We start from the raw sequence: 19,110 nt of genomic DNA, 5'->3' as shown, positions 1-19,110 counted from the left end.
TATGTCTGCCCCCATCGACTTGGACCAGCACGCCTATTTCCACCTGCGCGATGACGGGGTTTTTGTGGGCAATGATGCCGCGCGGGGGCCGTGGTCGGCAGATCACTGCCATGCCGGGCCGGTGAGTGGCCTGATCGTGCGGGCCGCCGAGACCGAGATTGGCCCGGACAAGATGCTGACCCGGCTGACGGTCGACTTGCTGCGGCCTTTGCCGTTGGCCGGGTTGCGCGTCGCCGCCGAGACAACCCGGCACACCAAGACGCTGGGCACAACGCGGGTGACTGTGCATGATCTGGACGACACGCTATGCGCGACGGCCACAACCATGCATCTGACCCGACGTGATCTTGGTGATGTTCCCAATGTCGAACAGGTTGGACCACGGCTTGAGACCATCGTGGACGGGCCGTTCCCCATTGGTGAAATGCGCCACGATCTAACGGGCTTTGCGCATCATTCTGAAATTGCCTATCCCAAAGGTGGCAACCAGGGGGCCGGGCCCAAGACCATATGGATGCGCACGCCGCAACTGCTGGAAGGCGAGGTCCAATCGCCGATTCAGGCGCTCTGTCCTTTGGCAGACTGCGGCAACGGTATTTCGTGGAACGCGCCGACGACCCAGATGGGATTCATGAACACGGATCTGACGGTGAATATCCACCGCGAACCTGTCTCGGACTGGCTCGCCTCCGAGTCAGTCTCGCATTGGCAAAGCTCGGGGATCGGCATGTCGCAATCGGTGCTCTATGACACACAAGGGCCGGTTGGGACGGCTTTGCAAACCCTGGTGCTGTTTCCACCGCATCGGTAATTGGCCGGTTTTCGCAGGAATGGGTGAATGTTGATTGCCCCTTGGGGGGCACCATTCTATCTTCGTATCATGCGTATCTGGACCAAAGCCTTGATTGCGGTTTGCTTGCCCCTGTCGGCGGCGGCCCATCCGCATGTATTCATCGACACCGGGCTCGAGCTGATCATTGATGAGACCGGTCAACTGACCCATGTTCGGGTGACCTGGGCGTATGATGAGTTCTATTCGTTGCTGATCCTCGAAGATTTTCGTCTGGACAATGACGCGGATGGCATCCTGACCCAAGCCGAAACCGAGTATCTGACTGGTTTCGATGCGCAGTGGGTCGAGGGCTATAATGGCGATCTCGTTATCGCGCGCGACGGTGTCGTTGTGCCGTTGTCCGGTCCGATGGAGCCGACAGCCACAACGGAAAACGGGCGTATTGTCACAACGCATCTGCGTGCTGTGGAAGGCGGTGGTGTACCAGCCACAGGCCTGTCAGCCAAAGCGTTTGATGAGACCTATTACACCTATTACGACATGACCCGGCCGGTTACCGTAGAAGGTGGCTCGGCCTGCATGATCGAACGGATTGATCCCGATATCGACGGTCAGCTTGCGCAGATGCAGGCGTTTCTTTTGACCCTGGATGCCGATTACGATCTGGAAGAAAACGACATTCCGCTGGTGGGCGAGAATTTTGCAACCGAGATCCGCCTGACATGTCCCGATACCTGATTATTCCGGTTTTTCTGGCCTGCGCAGTTCTGCTCTGGTTCTGGGGCAGCGGCGGGTTTGACAGCCTTGCGGCCTGGGCTGCGGGCGAACAAAGGGCGTTTCAGAACCAGATCGCCCGGTCTTTGCGGGCGGCGAAGGCGGAACAACCGGCGGCGGTTGCCACGCTGCTGGGTGTCTGTTTCGCCTACGGGTTTTTCCATGCGATTGGACCGGGTCACGGAAAGGTTCTGATCGGAGGCTACGGGCTGGGTCGACAAGTGGCTTTTTGGCGTCTGTCGGCCATCAGCGTATTATCCAGCCTGGGCCAAGCCGTGACAGCCGTTGTACTGGTCTATGCCGGAGTGTTGGTGTTCCAGATGTCGCGACAGACGCTGGTTGGCACCACCGAGCGCATCATGGCACCTGTCAGCTATGGCGCAATTGCTCTGATCGGGTTGTGGTTGGTGTTTCGTGCCCTTCGTGGCTTTGCGCGACAGCATCAAAGTGGCAAGGCGCAGGGCCACCATCACCATGATCATAGCCATGATCATCACCATGACGGAGAGGTCTGTTCAAGCTGCGGTCACAAACATGGCCCGACAGCCGAAGAGGTCGCAAATGTGGGATCGCTGCGAGAAGCTCTGGCGCTGATTGCGGGGATTGCGGTACGACCGTGTACTGGCGCCTTGTTCGTTCTGATCCTGACCTGGCAGATGGGGATCGCGATGGTCGGCGTCGCGGGCGCTTTTGCCATGGCGCTGGGCACGGCGACAGTCACCACATTGGTGGGCTGGACATCCTTTGGCCTGCGGGGCGGGTTGTTGGCCTCAGCCTCGGCCACGCGTTTTGCGGCGATCCTTGCGCCCACGATCGAACTGCTTGCCGGTCTGATCATCGCGGCAATTGCCAGCGGCCTTTTGCTGCGCGCGATCTGAGTTAGTCAAACACCGGTTCAGGATAGCCAACCCGCGCCAGATACAACCCCTGCGGCGGGCAAACCGGCCCACAGGCGGTGCGGGTTTTGGCCTCTAACGCATCACGCACATCCTGCGGTGACCAGGCCCCAGCACCAACCCGTTCCAGCGTACCGACAAAGCTGCGCACCTGATTGTGCAGGAAGGACCGGGCGCGCACGTGGAAATGGATCTCGGGGCCGGAAAACCCTTGCAACTGCTCGACGCGCAGCTCGTCCAGGGTTTTGACCGGGCTGGCTGCCTGACATATTGATGACCGAAACGTCGTGAAATCATGACGGCCCAGCAACATATCCGCCCCGGCCTGCATAGCGGTCACATCAAGCTCGTGGTTAATCTGCCAAACCTGACCCCTGTCATGGGTCGCAGGTGCGCGGCGCATCAGGATGCGGAACAGATATTGACGCTCAAGCGCTGAAAACCGGGCGTGCCAGTCATCAGCGACCCGCGCGGCGCCAACGATGGCCACCGGCTGAGGCTTGAGGTGATAGTTCAACGCCTCATTCAGGCGGAACGGGTCCCAATCCTTGACCAGATCGCAATGGGCCACTTGCCCCAACGCATGGACGCCCGCGTCCGTCCTCCCGGCAGCTGCTATGGTGTGTTCGCCGGTTTGAATGCACGACAGGGCCCGTTCAATCGCACCCTGCACCGACGGTTGGTCCTTTTGCCGTTGCCATCCGGCAAACGGCTCCCCCTGGTATTCGACTTTCAACGCGTATCTGGGCATGTGCTGCTGGTAACGCGCACGGCCAAAAGGGGCAAGAGCGGGAAAAGCGCTGGCATGTGCTGCGGGTGCTACCTATCTTGGGGGAAAGGATTTTTGCGGGGCGACAGATTGGTCATTTCAGCGCTGGCAGACAATTTGGCACGCGGTGTCGAAACCATCGGCGACACGGTGTCCGAGGCGCTGTTCGAGCCGGTGATCCGGCTGGGTGTGACCGGGTTGGCGCGGTCGGGCAAAACGGTTTTCATCTCGTCACTGGTGGCAAACCTTTTGGACCGCGGTCGCATGACCGGACTTGTGGCCCAACAAGAGGGGCGCATTAACGCCGCCTATCTGCAGCCACAGCCTGATGACACCGTGCCGCGATTTGACTATGAGGCGCATTTGTCGGCGCTGACCGGCCCGTCACCGCATTGGCCCGAAAGCACGCGTGCGGTGTCCGAGTTGCGGCTGTCCTTCAAGGCGCGACCTGCGGGGCTATTGGCCGGGTTGCAGGGGCCCCGGACCATCCATCTGGACATCGTGGATTATCCCGGCGAATGGCTTCTGGATTTGGCACTGCTTGATAAGAGCTACGCCGAATGGTCCACGGAAACGCTTGCACGGATCAAGACGCGCCCCGAGGCCGCGGGGTTTCTGACGCAATTGGAGCAGGTTGATCCAGCAGGCGCGCATGAGGAGCCGGTTGCACAGGGCCTTGCTGCGGCATTCTCGGACTATCTGAATGCCGCCCGCGAGGCGGGGTTTTACGACTGCACACCCGGGCGGTTCCTTCTGCCGGGCGATTTGGCGGGGTCTCCGGTTTTGACATTTGCACCGCTGCCCGTCGACGGCGCTGCGCGTCGCCGCACCCTGCATCGCGAGCTTGAGCGGCGGTTCGAGGCCTATAAGGCGCAAGTGGTCAAACCCTTCTTTCGCGACCACTTTTCCCGCATCGACCGTCAGGTCGTTTTGGTGGATGCGCTGGGCGCGATCCATAAAGGCCCGCAAGCGGTCGAGGATATGCGGCGCGCCATGGCGGACATCCTGTCAGCTTTCCGACCCGGCAAAAACGCGTGGTTGACCCAGCTTTTGCTGGGCAAACGGGTCGAACGCATTCTGTTTGCGGCCACCAAAGCGGATCATCTACACCATCTGCAACACCCGCGCCTGACCGCGATCATGGAGGCGCTGACCCGCGACGCGCAGGATCGTGCAAAATTTGCGGGGGCCGAGACGGCAGCGCTGTCGCTGGCCTCGCTACGTGCCACAACCGAAGAGATGCGGGCCCATAACGGAACCGAATTGCCATGCGTGCGCGGCCGGTTGGCCGAGACCGGAAAGCAGGCGGCGTTTTATCCCGGCGCTTTGCCCGAAGATCCGGCCCATCTGCTGGCCCCGGCGCGGGACGGCGCGCAAAGCTGGCTGGATGCCGACTATGGATTCATGTCGTTCGCACCCGCCGCCCTCAGCCTGCGTCCAGGCGATGGTCCACCGCATATCCGCTTGGATCGGGCGGCTCAGTTTCTGATCGGAGACCGCTTGTGACTGTCCTCTTGCGCCCGGCCCGCAGCACGGATGCGGGGGCCACGGGTGATATCCTGCACCGGTTTGCCACCGAAACGGACTGGATGCCTAAGCTGCACAGCGGGGCCGAGGCCATTGCCTTTTGCGGTCAGATGATTGACCGAGGCTGGGTCACGGTGGTCGAGACCGAACAGGGCGTGGTGGGCTTTCTGGCGCGCAACGGCGCAGAGGTGCACGCGCTTTATCTGTGCCGGGCGTCTTGCGGGCAGGGGCTCGGGCAGCGGCTGTTGGATGACGCCAAGTCTGAAAGCCCGCGGTTGAGCCTTTACACCTTTCAAGCCAATCAGGGCGCGCGCCGGTTCTATGAACGCAACGGTTTTGTCGAGCTGGAGCGTGGCGAAGGGTCGGGCAATGAAGAGAACCTGCCCGACATTAAACTCGGCTGGACCCGTCGGGAGGCCACAGATGGCTAAAGGCCCAGTACTTTTCGATCTGGATGACGACACTCCCGAAACGGATGTCGCTCAGGCACCGCCTGTGCCCGATATCGCCCAGCCTCAGGAGCATGCGATGCAGGGGGCCGCGCGGCTGGCTGGGCGCAAACCTTCGGCCTTGTCCAAATGGTTCTGGGGGCTTGCGGTGTCGGTTGTGGGCGCTGTCGTCTCGGTCGCTGCGTGGGATTTTGCGCAATCGCTTTTGGACCGGTCACCTGTGCTGGGTACGATTGTCTCTGGCCTGATCATCGCCTTGCTGTGTGTCGTGTTGATCATTGTGATCCGCGAACTGGCCGCCATTGGCCGTCTGTCACGGGTCGATGGGATGCGCCGCGCGGCAGACACTGCATTGGCCGAAGAGGATCTGGCACAAGCGCGTGCTGTCACCACCCGCTTGCTGGCCTTCTACGCAGGCCGGGACGAGACGCGATGGGGCCATGATCGCCTGACCGAGCGCATGGACGATCAGTTCGACGTGTCCGGCCTTTTGGGCCTGGCCGAGGACGAATTGCTAGCCTCGCTTGATACCGCCGCCAGTCGCGAAGTCGAGGCGGCAGCGCGTCAGGTGGCGACGGTGACGGCTCTGGTTCCTCTGGCACTGGCGGATGTGGCCACTGCGCTTGCAAGTTCGTTACGGATGATCCGCCGCATCGCCGAGATCTATGGCGGGCGCGCGGGGTTTCTTGGCAGCTGGCGCCTGACCCGCGCTGTGTTCGTGCATCTGGTGGCAACCGGGGCCGTGGCTGTTGGCGATGACCTGCTTGAGCCCATTCTGGGCAGCTCGGTCCTCAGCAAATTATCACGACGTTTTGGCGAAGGTCTGGTGAATGGGGCGTTGACTGCAAGAGTTGGGGTTGCCGCGATGGAGGTGTGTCGGCCTTTGCCATTTTCGGACCGTCACAAGCCCTCGACCCGTGGTGTGATCAAACGCGCGCTGAGCGGGGTGTTCAACAAGACTTGATCTGTCGCAAAGCGCTGGTGCGCCGGTTTCCGCAGAATGAAGGCGGAGCCAGCCATGACCGATCACGGCCACAGTCAGCAAGAAATTGTCGCGCGGATCAACGCGCCACCCGGGCGCGGCGTGTTGCGCGATGTGGTTTATGGTGGCATCGACGGGTCCGTGACCACCTTTGCCATTGTCGCAGGCGTGGCGGGCGCGGGCTTGTCGCCTTTCGTGATCGTGGCCCTCGGGCTGGCAAATGTTCTGGCGGATGGGTTCTCGATGGCGGCGGGCAACTATTCCGGAACCAAGGCCGAGTTGGACAACATCCGTCGCATCCGCGCGATCGAACAGCGCCATATCAGCTTGTACCCTGATGGCGAACGGGCAGAGGCGCGCGAGATTTTGGCGCAGAAAGGGCTTGCCGGACGCGTGCTGGAAGACGCGACCGATGCTGTGACCGCTGATCAAGACAATTGGATCAACCTGATGATCGAAGGTGAATACGGGTTGGGCAGCGTCGACCCGCACCCGATGAAAGCAGCCGTTGCGACCTTTCTCGCCTTTTTGGTCGCCGGGATGATCCCTCTGCTGCCGTTCGTGATGTCTTGGCCGGACGCCTTTACGCTGTCGGTCTGGATGACGATGGCGGTTTTTTTCGCCATCGGTGCGCTCAAAAGTCGGTGGTCACTGGCACCTTGGTGGCGATCGGGGGGTGAGACATTGCTGATTGGCGGCGCCGCAGCTGCGATCGCCTATCTGGTCGGGTCGCTGTTTCATCCATAAAACCTGCCAAAAGGTTTGAGCCCAGGCGCAAACTCACTAATGTGGTCGAAAAACATAAGGTTACACGGCCATGTCCGAACAGTTGTTGCGTGGGAAACGTATCTTGGTGCTGGGTGCCTATGGGTTTATTGGCGCGGCCGTGACCCGATCTTTACGTGCACAGGGCGCGTTTGTCCGAGGCATGGTGCGCAACATGGAAACCGGCGCGCGCATCCTGCCCGGAGTGGAGCTGGTTCAAGGCGATCTGCGTGGCTTTGGTGCGACCTCGGATTGGCAGGGCTATCTGGACGGGATTGATTTTGTGGTGAATTGCGCAGGTGCGCTGCAAGACGGATCTCTGGACGACCTTGAGACGGTGCATCATCTGGCCATCGGTGCACTTGGAAAAGCTTGTGCGCAAAAAGGTATCGCAATTGTCCAGATTTCGGCCATCGGGGCAGAGAAAACAGCTTCGACCGATTTCATGCGAACCAAAGCCGCAGGCGATGCCGAGCTTATGGCCAGTGCTGCACCGCTTTGGATTCTGAAGCCAGGGTTGGTGATCGGGCAGAGCGATTACGGCGGTACTGCTTTGCTGCGGATGCTGGCGGCGATCCCTGTGGTGCAGCCGGTCGCCTACCCGAATTCGCCGGTACAATGCGTCGGAATGGCAGACCTTTGCACCGCAGTATCGCTTGCGATTCAGGGGCGACTGCCACAGGGCAGCTATGATCTGGTTGAAGGTGAATCTCGGCCCTTGGTCGAGGTTGTGACGGAAACCCGAAACTGGCTTGGATTTCCTGCGGCGCGGTTCACTTTGCCGATGCCCAGTTTCCTGACGCGCGCTATTGCTGCCTGTGCCGATGGGCTGGGCAATTTGGGATGGCGATCGCCTTTGCGCAGCAATGCGATGACGGTGATGCAAGATGGCGTCACCGGCGATCCGGGACCGTACCGAGACGCGTCGGGTCTGTCGGTGGCCGGGCTTCCGCAGATCTATGGCGATCTGACCTGCGCCCGGGAACACCGCTTGGCCGCGCGCATGTCACTGCTGCTGCCACTGGTCATCGGCGTGCTCAGCCTGTTTTGGGTGCTGTCGGGGCTGTTTGGTCTGCTGGGGCTTGGAACGGCCGCAAGCGTACTGACCGATGCAGGTTGGCCGACATGGGCCGCCATCAGCAGCGTTGTGTTCTGGTCGCTTGTTGATCTCGCGCTTGGCCTTTGCCTTCTGTGGCGTCCCTGGGCGGCAAGGGTCTGTTTGATACAGGCTGGCGTTGCGCTGCTGTATCTGGTGATGGCCACTGCTGTGACGCCTGGCCTTTGGCTGGATCCATTGGGACCCTTGGTCAAAATCCTGCCCGCGATGCTGTTGCCTCTTTTGGCCCGACAAATGCTCGAAACCCGCTGATGGACCCGGATCTGAACCTGCGCTGGCTCCACGTGATCGGCGCTTGCGTCTTGCTGGGCACCGGGGCCGGGATCGCCTTTTTCATGCTGATGGCGCATCGCAGCGGCGACCCGCGCATCGTCGCGCATACAGCGGGCGTCGTTGTCCTGGCCGATCTGCTCTTCACGACCACTGCGGTGATCGTGCAACCCATTACCGGAGCGTTGCTGGCCTGGCGCTTGGGCTGGTCTTTCAGCGAAGGTTGGATCGTGCTCTCGCTACTCCTCTATGTCGTGACCGGCCTGTTTTGGCTGCCGGTTGTGTGGATTCAACTGAAACTGCGCAATTTGGCAGGCATGGCGGTGGCGCACAGAACGGATCTGCCACCGGAGTATTTCAGACTGTTTCGCATTTGGTTCGCTTGTGGCTTTCCCGCCTTTTTTGCAGTGCTGGGTATAATCTGGTTGATGCTGGCGCGACCAAGTCTTGCGTTGTTTTAGGGTGACGCTTGCGTCATTTGAAAAATCGGCTGAAATCCAGACTGTTGCCCGGAGTCCCGGCAGGTTAGCCTAAGCCAAACTGTCGGAGCGTTTTTTTGGAGTCTCTTCTCGTCCTGCTTGGCCTGATTGTGCTGGCGATTCCCGTTGGCGTTGTTGTCTTGCTGATCGGACACGTTCGGCTGCGCAAGCGCGTCGAACAGTTGGAACAGAGGTTGGCAGATCAAAGCGGACCTGCGCCCAAGCCAGAACCAGAAAAACCAGCGCAAGCGGCTGACACGCCGCCGCCGGTTGAAGCCAAGGTAAAAGGCCCCTGGGCACCGACAAAGCCGCCGCCTAAACCGTCGCGCGAAACCCAGCCAAGCTCTCCGCCTGCAGCGATTGTGATGCGTGAGGACCGGTTTGCAGCGCTTTTCGCGTGGCTGCGCGAGAATTGGTTTTATGCCGTCTCTGCGCTGTCACTTGCTTTGGCTGGTATCTTCCTAGTCCAATACGGCGTCGAAAACGGGCTGTTGCCACCCGCTGCACGTGTGTTTGCCGCTTTGGCCTTTGGGGCTGCTCTGATCCTGGGTGGGGAGGTCGTGCGCCGCAGGTTCGGAGATGACGAAGACTCCGCAACCGCCTACTTGCCGTCGGTCTTTTCGGGCGCGGGGCTGGTGACCCTGTTTGGTGCGGTTCTGGCGGCGCGACAGCTCTATGATCTGATCGGCCCCGAAGCGGCTTTGGCCGGGATGGTTGCGATTGCGATTGTCGGGCTTGTGCTGGGTTGGTTTCACGGGCCATTGCTGGCCGCTGTTGGCTTGATCGGCGCGTTTGCTGCGCCCTTTGTTGTTGGCGGCGCCTCCGAAGATCCCACCTGGCTTTACGGCTATTTCCTGCTGATCGCGGCGCTTGGCCTTGGCATCGATACCGTACGGCGCTGGGCGTGGATCTCGGTTCTGACACTGGTTGGCGCGTATGGGGCGTGCTTTCTGCTGGTTCTGTTTTCGCCTATAACCGAACCGGGTTACCTGATCAGCGTGACGGCACTGGCTTTGATGGCCATTGCGATCCCGGTGCGCAGGCTGGTTCCAAACCATGACGGACCAATGATTGCCGAGATCATCCGTCGCAAAAAGGGCGCGCCCTGGCCCGAGTTTCCCACCCGTCTGGCCTTTGGAGCTGTGCTTCTCAGTTCGGTAATCCTTTCGATACATTGGGCGGATACCAGCAGTGAGTTCTGGTTGTCGGTCGGGTTGTTTGCGGCTTTGATCCTTGCCCTGATCCTGTGGGCCAGCGATGCGCCCGCGTTGCAGGATATGACTGTTTTTCCCGGTTTGGGACTGATCTGGTTCGTCCTGCTGCACGGGTTTGACGGCGGGGTGGTCGCGCAGTCGTTTGCCGCAACCTACGCAGAAACGCCCGAGGCTGACGCACCGCTGACGGTGTCCATCCTGGTGGTCCTTGGTGCAGCCCTTTCGCTTGCAGCAGCGTGGCGCTCGTTTCGCGGCGGGCGCTATGCGGCGGCTTGGGCTGCCGGTGCCGTCACCCTCGCGCCCCTTATGGCCATAGCACTAGAGGTCGGGTGGCAACCAGCCAGTGTGATCGGGGCATATCCCTGGGCCTTGCACGCGGTGGCCCTTGGCGCGGTGATGGTCCTGCTGGCTGAACGGTTTGCCCGTGTCGATACAGGGTATCGCTTGCGCCCGGCCTTGGCAACCATGTCGGCCTTGTCCTGCCTCAGCTTTGCGTGCGTGATCGTGCTCAGTTCGGCTGCGTTGACAGTGGCGTTGGTTGTCATGGTGCTGGTCGCAGCGGTTTTGGATCGCAGGTTCGTCTTGCCTCAACTCAGCTGGTTTGTCTGGGTGGGCGTTTTCACTGTGACTGTCCGCTTGATCCTGAACCCCGGTTTGGAATGGGCCGAGACCGCGCCGCTGCCCGAGGTGATCTTTGCCTATGGCGCAGCAACGCTGGGCTTTGCTGCCGGTTGGTGGGTTCTCAGGCCGATGCCGCGCCCCACAGCCGTTCTGCTGTTGGAAAGTGCGGCTTGGGCCAATGCGGGCATATTGCTGTCTTTGCTGTTGCTGCGCTGGCTGGAAAGCTTGGGCGAGGGCGGGGCGGAAAACAGTCATTGGGGTCTTGGACTGCTTGCGTCGATCTGGCTGTTGCTGGCCTTTGCGCAGGTGCAGCGCTTTTCACTGGGCGGCAAGCTGACCTATGCGCGCTATGCGCTGGCCGGGTTCTTTGCCGCGCACGCACTGATCCGGCTGGGTCAGGCTCTTGGGCCCGAGAATCCGGTTCTGACCGAATTTGCCGACCCGGTGCTGGGTCCCGGAATCGTTAACACATTGGCCGTGGCCTACTTGCTGCCTGCGCTGATCACTCTGCTGTCCCTCTGGCGGTTAACAGACGTTCCGGTTCGGCTTAGACAATTGGGATATGCCGCCGCTGCACTTTTGTTGGTGGTCTGGCTGGGCATGACCATTCGACATTTTTGGCAGGGTGCGGGCGGCATGTTCGACGGCAATGGTGTCAGCCAGCCCGAGCTTTACACCTATACCATGGCGCTGCTGCTGGTTGGGGCAGGGCTGTTCTATCAGTCTCTGGCACGCGGATCGGATCTGATGCGCAAGGCCGGTCTGGCGGTGATCGGGCTGGCGGTTGCCAAGGTGTTTTTGATTGATATCGCTGGCCTTGGCGGGCTGATCCGGGTGTTCTCACTCCTGGTACTTGGGCTTGCTTTGGCCGGGCTTGCTTGGCTCAACCGCTGGGCCAAACTGCGCCATTCGTCGCAAGGCGCAGAACCTCTGGACGATTAGACGAGGGCGTCCTATAAGCGCGGCCATGTTTGACCGTTTGGCCATCATTATTCGAATTATATCCCCGGCGCTCTGAAATCGCGAGACGCCGGGCAAAGGTGCTTGAGTTATCGCACTGACCGCTTCGATCCAAACACGACCCGAACTTCCTGAGGACGCCCCAAATGTGCGCCGAAACGACCCAAACACCTGATTACAAAGACACGCTGAACCTGCCCAAAACCGACTTTCCGATGCGCGCAGGCCTGCCCAAGCGCGAGCCTGCATGGCTGGAACGGTGGGAAAAAATCGGTGTCTATGACCGCCTGCGTGAAAAAGAAAATCGCACGCCTTTTACCCTGCATGACGGCCCGCCCTATGCCAACGGGCACCTGCATATCGGCCACGCGCTGAACAAGACGATCAAGGACATGATTGTGCGGTCGCATCAGATGATGGGCTACGATTCACGCTATGTGCCGGGTTGGGACTGCCACGGCCTGCCGATCGAATGGAAGATCGAAGAGCAGTACCGCAAGAAGGGCAAGAACAAGGACGAGGTGGATATCGTCGACTTCCGTCAGGAATGCCGCAAATTCGCCGAAGGGTGGATCGACATCCAGCGCGAAGAGTTCAAACGTCTTGGCATCACCGGCAACTGGCCCGATCCCTATATCACCATGGACTATCACGCCGAGGCGGTGATCGCGGATGAGTTCATGAAGTTCCTGATGAACGGCACGCTTTATCAGGGCTCGAAGCCTGTGATGTGGTCGCCGGTCGAGAAAACCGCACTGGCCGAGGCCGAGGTCGAGTATCACGACAAGGAAAGCTTCACCATCTGGGTGAAGTTTAGGGTTGTGAATGCGGGCGATCTGGATGACGCCTATGTGGTGATCTGGACAACGACTCCGTGGACCATGCCGTCGAACAAGGCCGTCGTTTTTGGCAAGAATATCTCCTATGGCCTCTACGAAGTCACTGGCACACCCGATGAATGCTGGGCCAATGTGGGCGACAAGTTCCTGCTGGCCGACAATCTGGCCGCAGATGTGCTGGGCCGCGCGCGCCTGAGCGATGAGCAGTGGAGCCGCGTTCGTGACGTGACCACCGATGAGTTGGAAGGCGTCCAACTGACCCACCCGTTGGCCGGGGCCGAAGGGGGCAATGGCGAATGGGACGACATCCGCGATTTCCGTGCGGCTGACTTCGTGACCGACACCGAAGGCACCGGCTTTGTCCACTGTGCACCCTCGCACGGGATGGAGGAATTTGAGCTCTATCGTGATCTGGGGATGCTGGAACAGGTCATCACCTATAACGTGATGGATGACGGTTCGTTCCGCGCTGACCTGCCGTTTTTTGGTGGCAAATACATCCTGTCCCGCAAGGGCGGTGAGGGCGATGCCAACAAGGCGGTGATCGACAAGCTGGTCGAGGTTGGCGGTTTGCTGGCGCGCGGTAAGATCAAGCACAGCTATCCGCATTCGTGGCGCTCGAAGGCTCCGATCATCTATCGCAACACGCCGCAGTGGTTTGCGTCCGTCGACCGCAAGCTGGATGACGGCATGGGTGAGATGGGCGATACCATCCGCGAACGCGCCCTGCGGTCCATCGATGAGCTGGTGAAATGGACGCCGCAGACCGGCCGCAACCGTCTGTATTCCATGATCGAAGCGCGCCCGGATTGGGTTCTGTCGCGCCAGCGTGCCTGGGGCGTGCCGCTGACATGCTTCACCAAGAAAGGCGCTTTGCCCACCGACGCGGACTACCTGTTGCGCAACGACGAGCTTAACGCCCGGATCAAAGCGGCGTTCGAGGAAAACGGCGCGGATATCTGGTACACGGACGGGTTTAAGAAACAGGTGCTGGACGGCATCGCCAACCCCGAAGACTACGACCAGGTGTTTGACGTGCTGGACGTGTGGTTCGACTCAGGCTCGACCCATGCCTTCGTGTTGCGAGATCGCGAGGACGGGACGGAGGACGGCATCGCTGACGTCTACATGGAAGGTACCGACCAGCATCGCGGATGGTTCCATTCGTCCATGCTGCAGGCCTGCGGCACCAAGGGCCGTGCGCCGTATCGTAACGTGGTGACGCACGGGTTCACGCTGGATGCCAAGGGCAACAAGATGTCCAAGTCGTTGGGCAACACCATCGTGCCGGAAGAGGTCATCAAGCAATACGGCGCTGATATCCTGCGCCTGTGGGTGGCACAGACGGATTACACCGCCGATCAGCGGATTGGGCCGGAGATCCTGAAAGGCACCGCCGACAGCTATCGCCGGTTGCGCAACACGATGCGGTTCATGCTGGGCTCGCTGGCCGATTTCTCGGAGGCCGATCGGGTGGAGCCTGCAGAGATGCCCCGCCTGGAACGCTGGGTGCTGAGCCGTCTGGCCGAGCTGGATGAGCAGGTACGCAAGGGCTATGCCGCGTTTGACTTCCAGGGTGTGTTCAGTGCGGTCTTTACCTTTGCCACGGTAGATCTGTCCTCGTTCTATTTCGACGTGCGCAAGGATGCTCTGTATTGCGACGGTGACAGCCTGCGTCGCCGCGCGGCGCGTACCGTGCTGGACATCCTGTTCCACCGTCTGACCACTTGGCTGGCGCCGGTTCTGGTCTTCACGATGGAAGAGGTATGGCTGGAGCGGTTCCCGGGCGATGATAGCTCGGTGCATCTGATGGATTTCCCGGAAACGCCAGGCGATTGGCGTCATGCGGAACTGGAACAGGCCGTCGCCAAGGTGCGCCGCGTGCGCCGGGCGGTCACCGCCGCGCTGGAGGTGCAGCGTCAGGACAAAGTGATCGGATCCAGCCTTGAGGCCGCGCCGATTGTGCATGTCGAGGATGGCGAGACGCGTGATCTTCTGGCCACGTTTGATGTGGATGATCTGTGCATCACTTCGGGCCTGACCGTGTCGGGCGACCCGGCCCCGGCCGAAGCGTTCCGCGTACCCGAGATCGAAGGTGTCGGTGTGGTCTTTGAAAAGGCTGAAGGCGCAAAGTGCCAGCGCTGCTGGAAGATCCTGCCGGATGTTGGGCTGCACGCGAACCCTGGCGTCTGTGGCCGTTGCAATGACGCATTGAGCTAATCTGCGTCGGAGCGCGTGTCGGGCAGGGCTTTTGCGAGGCTCTGCCTCGCGCTCCGAGGTATTTGTGAACAGAAGAAGGGGCGGGCGTGGCGCGATATGGGTTGCGCTATGGCCGCAAAGGCTGTCAGCATCCAGCTATGCCGATGATTGCAGTGGATACCCAATTTGGACGTCTGGGCGTTGAAGAACAGGGCAGTGCGGTGACGCGCCTTGTCTGGAATGGGCGTAACGCGGGAGAGGCAACGCCGGTGCTGCGCGAGGCGGCGGCGCAGTTGCAGGCTTATGACGCGGGGCGGTTGGATCGGTTCGATTTGCCCTATCGCGTATCGGGGTCCGAGTTTCAGCGACAGGTTTGTGACCTGATGTATGCCATCCCGCTGGGCGAAACCGTAACCTATGGTGACATCGCCAAAGAGCTTGGACAGCCTGCCCAGCCCGTCGGGCAGGCTTGCGGGGCGAATCCTATCCCGGTCATCATCCCTTGCCACCGTGTCTTGGCGGCCAATGGTTTGGGAGGTTTCTCAGGTGACGGAGGGATCGAGACCAAGGTGGCCTTGTTGCGTCATGAAGGGGCGGCTGGGCTGTTGATCTGATTTTCGGAAATGGGTTGCAATTCGGTCGGGTGACGCTCAACCTATCGGAAATGGTGAATGTGAAGGATCCGCGATATGACCGATCAGGCAGATTTGGCCGCCCGGAAAAAGAGCATTATCGACCGATTGATGTCTCTTGAGGCGCAAGAGCTTGCCACCGCGCAGGCGCATTATGATGCGTTCCTGAAAGATGCACAGTTGGATGATCGGGAAGTGCATGACAAGGATGATATCGTGGCCGCGCGCGAAAACGCCGATTTGGCGGCGGCGTTCGACACGCCGGTTCACACGCATCACGCCAAGATCGATGTGATCGAGAACACGGATTTTGGTCTCAAGGACCGCGTTGAACCCGGTGCTGTGATCAAATTCAACAATCGTCGTTTTGTGGTCTGTGTCTCAACCACCCGGTTTGAGGTGGACGGGAAGACCTATATGGGGATTTCAACCCAAAGCCCGATCTTTCTGGCCATGTCCGGCCTGCAAGAAGGTGATGTGTTCACCCATAATGGGACCGAGTTTGAGGTGCAGGAGGTCCTATAACCTCAGGCTTTTCGCGGTGGGATGATCTGTTGTGCGATCCCTGCTGAAACCAGATAAAGGCTGGTGATCACCAATCCCCAATGGGCCCAGCTTTCAGGGTGGAAATCGACCCAGGCGGCCCAGCCGGCGAAGAAAGTCCAGGCCAGGGCCATCGGCAGGGTGACACTGCGCCAGCGCGCGGTACGGACCGGGTGGACGAATTTCAGCGGCACGAACATCGCAATCGAGAGCAGCGTGACCAGCATTAGGATCACCCAGAAATTGGGCTCTAGCGCAAAGATCACGATGACAAACATGTTCCAGCAACCGGGAAAACCTGAAAATGAGTTATCCTTGGTCTTCATCCTCGTGTCGGCGAAATACATGGCGCTGGCAAAGGTGATGACGATGATGGCAAACCACCCGGTCCAGCCATCCATCAGGCCCGATTTGAACAGAGCGAAAGCCGGGATGAAGACATATGTCAGGTAATCGATGATCAGATCCAAAAGCACCCCGTCAAACTCGGGCGCATTGTGTTTGACGTGGTAATGACGGGCCAGGGGGCCGTCGATGCCGTCGACAATGAACGACACCACAAGCCACAGATACATCAGGCTCCACTGTCCTTCGACCGCGGCCAACATGGCGAGCATTGCAAAAACGGCGCCAGTGGCAGTGAAAAGGTGAACGGCAAGAGCTTTGAATCTAAGTGTCATTAGGGTGTCATGTACGATCAGCGCTTGGGATGCAAAGCAAAAAGCCCGAACTGACCTGTCATTGCGCCTTGGGATGAGCGCGGTTGTAAACCTCCATCAGGCGGGCTGTGTCAACGGCGGTATAGGCCTGTGTGGTTGACAGGGAGGCATGGCCCAGCAGTTCCTGAATGGCGCGCAGGTCGCCGCCAGCCGACAGCAGGTGCGTTGCAAAACTGTGGCGCATGGCATGCGGCGTGGCGGTTGAGGGCAGCCCCAACTGCATCCGGGCCTTGGCCATCACGCTCTGGATCGCGCGCGGATTCAGAGCGCCGCCACGCACGCCACGAAACAGGGGGGCTTGCGGCGATTGCGGGTGAGGGCACAGGCGCAGATAGTGGTCGGTTGTCGCGCGGGCGGCGGGGATGACAGGGACGATGCGTTCTTTGCCGCCTTTGCCCAGGATGCGCAACGTGTTGGGCAGGGGCGCGTCAGCACCGGTGAGCGACAGAGCCTCGGAAATGCGCAGCCCGCAGCCATAAAGCAATGTCACGACAGCAACATCGCGCGCGGCGATCCAGTCCGAGGTGGATTGTGCCTCAACCGTTTCGATCATGGCGCGGGCAGCGTCTTCGGCCAGTGGACGCGGCAGCTTCTTGGTGAACTTGGGGGCGCGTGTCGACAGGACGGCGGTAGGTTCAAAGCCTTCGCGTTCGGCCAGCCAGCGGTAAAAGCTTTTGACGGCAGAAAGCTTGCGCGCCAATGAGCGGGACCCGACACCCGCGCTGCGCTGGTCTGCCATCCAGGCGCGCATGTCGGACACGGAAATCCGTTCAAGCGCCGCCAGGCCCTGACGTCCGCTGTGATGCAACGTCATGAAGGATAGAAATTCTGTGACGTCGCCCGCATAAGCCTTGCGCGTGTTCTCTGCGCGGCCCGCAAGCGCGCCCAGACTGTTCAGCCAATGCTGCAGTGCGTCGCGGCAGGCGGGTGAAATCAGGCTCACGACAACCAGTGGCGCATGGAACGTTCGAATACGCCGGCAAAAAAGCTGAGCAGATCGGTGCCCAGTTGCGGGCTGAAATGCTTGGGATCCTTCGCGCCCATCACGATCATGCCGGGCAGCCTTCCGGGGCCAAAATCGAGCTTGAGGCAGGCTTCGGAGCGCAGGTTGGCTGCCTTTTCACCATAAATGCGTGGCGTGGGGCGCGCGACTTCGCGCAGCGTAATCTCGCGCGGGGCGCCGGTTCGGTCCTGGGCCAGGTAACCGTCAACAAAGCCGGGTTCAGCGATTGTCAGAACGCCGCCAAGCTTGTCGACAGCGGGGTCTTGTCGCATGGCGGTGGTCTCGAGCACCAGGGTGATCTGCTCAACACGCAAGATCTCGGCCACGTCATTGCCGAGGACACGCAGGAAATCTTCGAACTCGACAGGTTCGAGTAGGCGTAAGATGGCGCGATGGACCTGATTTGTACCCGCCAGATTTTCGTAGGCGGCGGCGATGACAGAACGGTGCGTGTCTTCCAGCCGATCCAGCCTGTCTTCGAGCCGTTGCATGGCGATGCCGCGCAGATCGATGATGTTGTCACCACGCGCCTGTTCATTGGCTGAAACCAAGGCGCGCATCAGGTCTGTATCGTCCAACACCGCGTCCGGTTCCGCCAGAATTGCCGCGCGCAGGTTATCCTCGAGTTTTTGATTGCTGCTCATGTCCTGTCCGGTCTTTTTTTGTTTGTCGCCTTATAGCATGGCGGGCCGGATTTACCTTGGGAAAAATGCACGCAAAGAGAGAATTCCCGTTACGCTGTTGCCCGGAGGGCTCCCGCCTGCAAGGGCCTGATCAAAGATCAGTTTTTGCAGTTGGGCCGGGCGCGGCACCTGGCGGTGCCGCGCGGTTGTGCGATGTGTCAGAGGATCTTTTGACCTGTTTTGGCCCAGTCGGACAGGAACGCTTCGAGACCTTTGTCGGTCAAGGGGTGATCGGCCAGTTTCTTGATCACGCCCGGAGGGGCGGTGATCACGTCAGCCCCGATGCGGGCACTGTCGGTCACGTGGTTCACGGTGCGGATCGAGGCGGCGAGGATTTCGGTTTCAAAACCGTAATTGTCATAGACCTGACGGATATCGGCGATCAGATCCATGCCGTCGAGGTTGATGTCATCCAGGCGGCCGATAAAGGGTGAAATGAAAGTGGCCCCTGCTTTGGCGGCCAGGATCGCCTGGTTGGTCGAGAAGCACAAGGTCACGTTGACCATCTGGCCTTCGTCGCTAAGAGTTTTGCAGGTTTTCAGACCCGCCCAGGTCAGAGGCACTTTGACCGCGATATTCGGCGCGATCTTGGCCAGCTTGCGGCCCTCGGCGATCATGTCGTCGGCTTCGGTCGCTACAACTTCGGCTGAAACCGGGCCATCGACCAGTTCACAGATCTCTTTGGTCACTTCCAGAATGTCGCGGCCTGATTTCAGGATCAGCGAAGGGTTGGTGGTTACACCGTCCACCATGCCCAGGTCGTTCAGTTCGGCGATGGCATCAATCTCGGCGGTATCTACGAAGAATTTCATTTGGGCAGTCCTTTGATGGGTTGGCCTTGATTGCCGATGGCTTTACCTCAAAGAAGGCCGTGCT

At 60.2% G+C, this 19,110-nt stretch carries 18 protein-coding genes; 13 read left to right on the top strand and 5 right to left on the bottom strand.

The window, feature by feature from the left end:
* The first annotated feature begins 1 nt into the window (after window position 1).
* The 3 genes from GOX45_RS10095 to GOX45_RS10085 are packed head-to-tail and all read left to right on the top strand — an operon-like array spanning window position 2 to window position 2,445.
* Window positions 2-811 carry a thioesterase family protein gene (locus GOX45_RS10095; protein WP_171100470.1) on the top strand — a complete coding sequence of 270 codons (810 nt, stop codon included), beginning with the start codon at window positions 2-4 and terminating at the stop codon, window positions 809-811.
* Between the two features lie 27 nt (window positions 812-838).
* On the top strand, window positions 839-1,531 hold the full coding sequence (locus tag GOX45_RS10090) for a DUF1007 family protein (RefSeq protein WP_254430589.1): 693 nt from the start codon (window positions 839-841) through the stop codon (window positions 1,529-1,531).
* Window positions 1,516-2,445 (top strand): nickel/cobalt transporter, encoded by a 930-nt coding sequence (locus GOX45_RS10085; protein ID WP_171100468.1) that lies wholly within the window; start codon window positions 1,516-1,518, stop codon window positions 2,443-2,445. The genes GOX45_RS10090 and GOX45_RS10085 overlap by 16 nt, the downstream gene beginning before the upstream one ends.
* A 1-nt stretch (window position 2,446) precedes the next feature.
* Here GOX45_RS10085 and truA read toward each other — a convergent pair whose 3' ends face one another.
* Window positions 2,447-3,214 (bottom strand): tRNA pseudouridine(38-40) synthase TruA, encoded by a 768-nt coding sequence (gene truA / locus GOX45_RS10080; protein WP_171100466.1) that lies wholly within the window; start codon window positions 3,212-3,214, stop codon window positions 2,447-2,449.
* 108 nt (window positions 3,215-3,322) lie between these two features.
* Here truA and GOX45_RS10075 point away from each other — a divergent pair, with 108 nt between their 5' ends.
* From GOX45_RS10075 to GOX45_RS10030, 10 genes are all read left to right on the top strand, one after another.
* Window positions 3,323-4,738: a YcjX family protein gene (locus GOX45_RS10075; RefSeq protein WP_171100463.1), complete on the top strand. Its 1,416-nt coding sequence runs from the start codon at window positions 3,323-3,325 to the stop codon at window positions 4,736-4,738.
* The gene (locus tag GOX45_RS10070; RefSeq protein ID WP_171100461.1) at window positions 4,735-5,190 is read left to right on the top strand and encodes a GNAT family N-acetyltransferase; all 456 of its coding nucleotides are present in this window, start codon (window positions 4,735-4,737) and stop codon (window positions 5,188-5,190) included. The genes GOX45_RS10075 and GOX45_RS10070 overlap by 4 nt, the downstream gene beginning before the upstream one ends.
* On the top strand, window positions 5,183-6,172 hold the full coding sequence (locus GOX45_RS10065) for a YcjF family protein (RefSeq protein WP_171100459.1): 990 nt from the start codon (window positions 5,183-5,185) through the stop codon (window positions 6,170-6,172). The genes GOX45_RS10070 and GOX45_RS10065 overlap by 8 nt, the downstream gene beginning before the upstream one ends.
* Window positions 6,173-6,226: 54 nt before the next feature.
* Window positions 6,227-6,937, top strand: coding sequence for a VIT1/CCC1 transporter family protein (locus tag GOX45_RS10060; protein WP_171100456.1), 711 nt, complete (start codon window positions 6,227-6,229; stop codon window positions 6,935-6,937).
* A 70-nt stretch (window positions 6,938-7,007) separates the two neighbouring features.
* Window positions 7,008-8,324, top strand: coding sequence for an SDR family oxidoreductase (locus tag GOX45_RS10055; RefSeq protein ID WP_171100454.1), 1,317 nt, complete (start codon window positions 7,008-7,010; stop codon window positions 8,322-8,324).
* The gene (locus GOX45_RS10050) at window positions 8,324-8,803 is read left to right on the top strand and encodes a DUF2269 domain-containing protein (RefSeq protein WP_171100452.1); all 480 of its coding nucleotides are present in this window, start codon (window positions 8,324-8,326) and stop codon (window positions 8,801-8,803) included. The genes GOX45_RS10055 and GOX45_RS10050 overlap by 1 nt, the downstream gene beginning before the upstream one ends.
* A 95-nt stretch (window positions 8,804-8,898) precedes the next feature.
* Window positions 8,899-11,598, top strand: coding sequence for a DUF2339 domain-containing protein (locus tag GOX45_RS10045; RefSeq protein ID WP_171100450.1), 2,700 nt, complete (start codon window positions 8,899-8,901; stop codon window positions 11,596-11,598).
* 164 nt (window positions 11,599-11,762) lie between these two features.
* Window positions 11,763-14,675 carry an isoleucine--tRNA ligase gene (ileS, locus tag GOX45_RS10040; RefSeq protein ID WP_171100448.1) on the top strand — a complete coding sequence of 971 codons (2,913 nt, stop codon included), beginning with the start codon at window positions 11,763-11,765 and terminating at the stop codon, window positions 14,673-14,675.
* Window positions 14,676-14,812: 137 nt separating this feature from the next.
* A complete protein-coding gene (locus tag GOX45_RS10035) occupies window positions 14,813-15,268 on the top strand; it encodes a methylated-DNA--[protein]-cysteine S-methyltransferase (RefSeq protein ID WP_171100715.1) in 456 nt (151 codons plus the stop codon).
* 75 nt (window positions 15,269-15,343) lie between these two features.
* Entirely contained in the window at window positions 15,344-15,811 is a 468-nt protein-coding gene (locus tag GOX45_RS10030) for a hypothetical protein (RefSeq protein WP_171100446.1), read from the top strand.
* 2 nt (window positions 15,812-15,813) lie between these two features.
* Here the strand turns inward: GOX45_RS10030 and GOX45_RS10025 are convergent, their stop codons facing one another.
* The 4 genes from GOX45_RS10025 to fsa form a co-directional block, all read right to left on the bottom strand.
* The gene (locus GOX45_RS10025; protein ID WP_171100444.1) at window positions 15,814-16,509 is read right to left on the bottom strand and encodes a phosphatidylcholine/phosphatidylserine synthase; all 696 of its coding nucleotides are present in this window, start codon (window positions 16,507-16,509) and stop codon (window positions 15,814-15,816) included.
* Between the two features lie 58 nt (window positions 16,510-16,567).
* Entirely contained in the window at window positions 16,568-17,491 is a 924-nt protein-coding gene (locus GOX45_RS10020) for a tyrosine recombinase XerC (RefSeq protein WP_171100441.1), read from the bottom strand.
* Window positions 17,488-18,195, bottom strand: a complete 708-nt coding sequence (locus GOX45_RS10015; RefSeq protein ID WP_171100440.1) for a DUF484 family protein — start codon at window positions 18,193-18,195, stop codon at window positions 17,488-17,490. Before GOX45_RS10015 ends, GOX45_RS10020 begins: the two co-directional genes overlap by 4 nt.
* 197 nt (window positions 18,196-18,392) lie before the next feature.
* Window positions 18,393-19,046, bottom strand: a complete 654-nt coding sequence (gene fsa, locus GOX45_RS10010; protein WP_171100438.1) for a fructose-6-phosphate aldolase — start codon at window positions 19,044-19,046, stop codon at window positions 18,393-18,395.
* Window positions 19,047-19,110: the final 64 nt, after the last annotated feature.

The sequence above is a fragment of the Ruegeria sp. HKCCD7255 genome (assembly GCF_013031565.1).
GTDB lineage: Bacteria > Pseudomonadota > Alphaproteobacteria > Rhodobacterales > Rhodobacteraceae > Ruegeria.
Note: the sequence above shows the minus strand (reverse complement) of the source record. Positions and strands in the feature narration are given on the sequence as shown.

Coding starts and splice junctions, on each gene's coding strand:
- GOX45_RS10090 (WP_254430589.1), top strand. CDS start 839: ATGTTGATTGCCCCTTGGGGGGCACCATTCTATCTTCGTATCATGCGT.
- ileS (WP_171100448.1), top strand. CDS start 11,763: ATGTGCGCCGAAACGACCCAAACACCTGATTACAAAGACACGCTGAAC.
- GOX45_RS10030 (WP_171100446.1), top strand. CDS start 15,344: ATGACCGATCAGGCAGATTTGGCCGCCCGGAAAAAGAGCATTATCGAC.
- GOX45_RS10055 (WP_171100454.1), top strand. CDS start 7,008: ATGTCCGAACAGTTGTTGCGTGGGAAACGTATCTTGGTGCTGGGTGCC.
- GOX45_RS10025 (WP_171100444.1), bottom strand. CDS start 16,509: ATGACACTTAGATTCAAAGCTCTTGCCGTTCACCTTTTCACTGCCACT.
- fsa (WP_171100438.1), bottom strand. CDS start 19,046: ATGAAATTCTTCGTAGATACCGCCGAGATTGATGCCATCGCCGAACTG.
- GOX45_RS10085 (WP_171100468.1), top strand. CDS start 1,516: ATGTCCCGATACCTGATTATTCCGGTTTTTCTGGCCTGCGCAGTTCTG.
- GOX45_RS10060 (WP_171100456.1), top strand. CDS start 6,227: ATGACCGATCACGGCCACAGTCAGCAAGAAATTGTCGCGCGGATCAAC.
- truA (WP_171100466.1), bottom strand. CDS start 3,214: ATGCCCAGATACGCGTTGAAAGTCGAATACCAGGGGGAGCCGTTTGCC.
- GOX45_RS10015 (WP_171100440.1), bottom strand. CDS start 18,195: ATGAGCAGCAATCAAAAACTCGAGGATAACCTGCGCGCGGCAATTCTG.
- GOX45_RS10035 (WP_171100715.1), top strand. CDS start 14,813: ATGCCGATGATTGCAGTGGATACCCAATTTGGACGTCTGGGCGTTGAA.
- GOX45_RS10065 (WP_171100459.1), top strand. CDS start 5,183: ATGGCTAAAGGCCCAGTACTTTTCGATCTGGATGACGACACTCCCGAA.
- GOX45_RS10050 (WP_171100452.1), top strand. CDS start 8,324: ATGGACCCGGATCTGAACCTGCGCTGGCTCCACGTGATCGGCGCTTGC.
- GOX45_RS10095 (WP_171100470.1), top strand. CDS start 2: ATGTCTGCCCCCATCGACTTGGACCAGCACGCCTATTTCCACCTGCGC.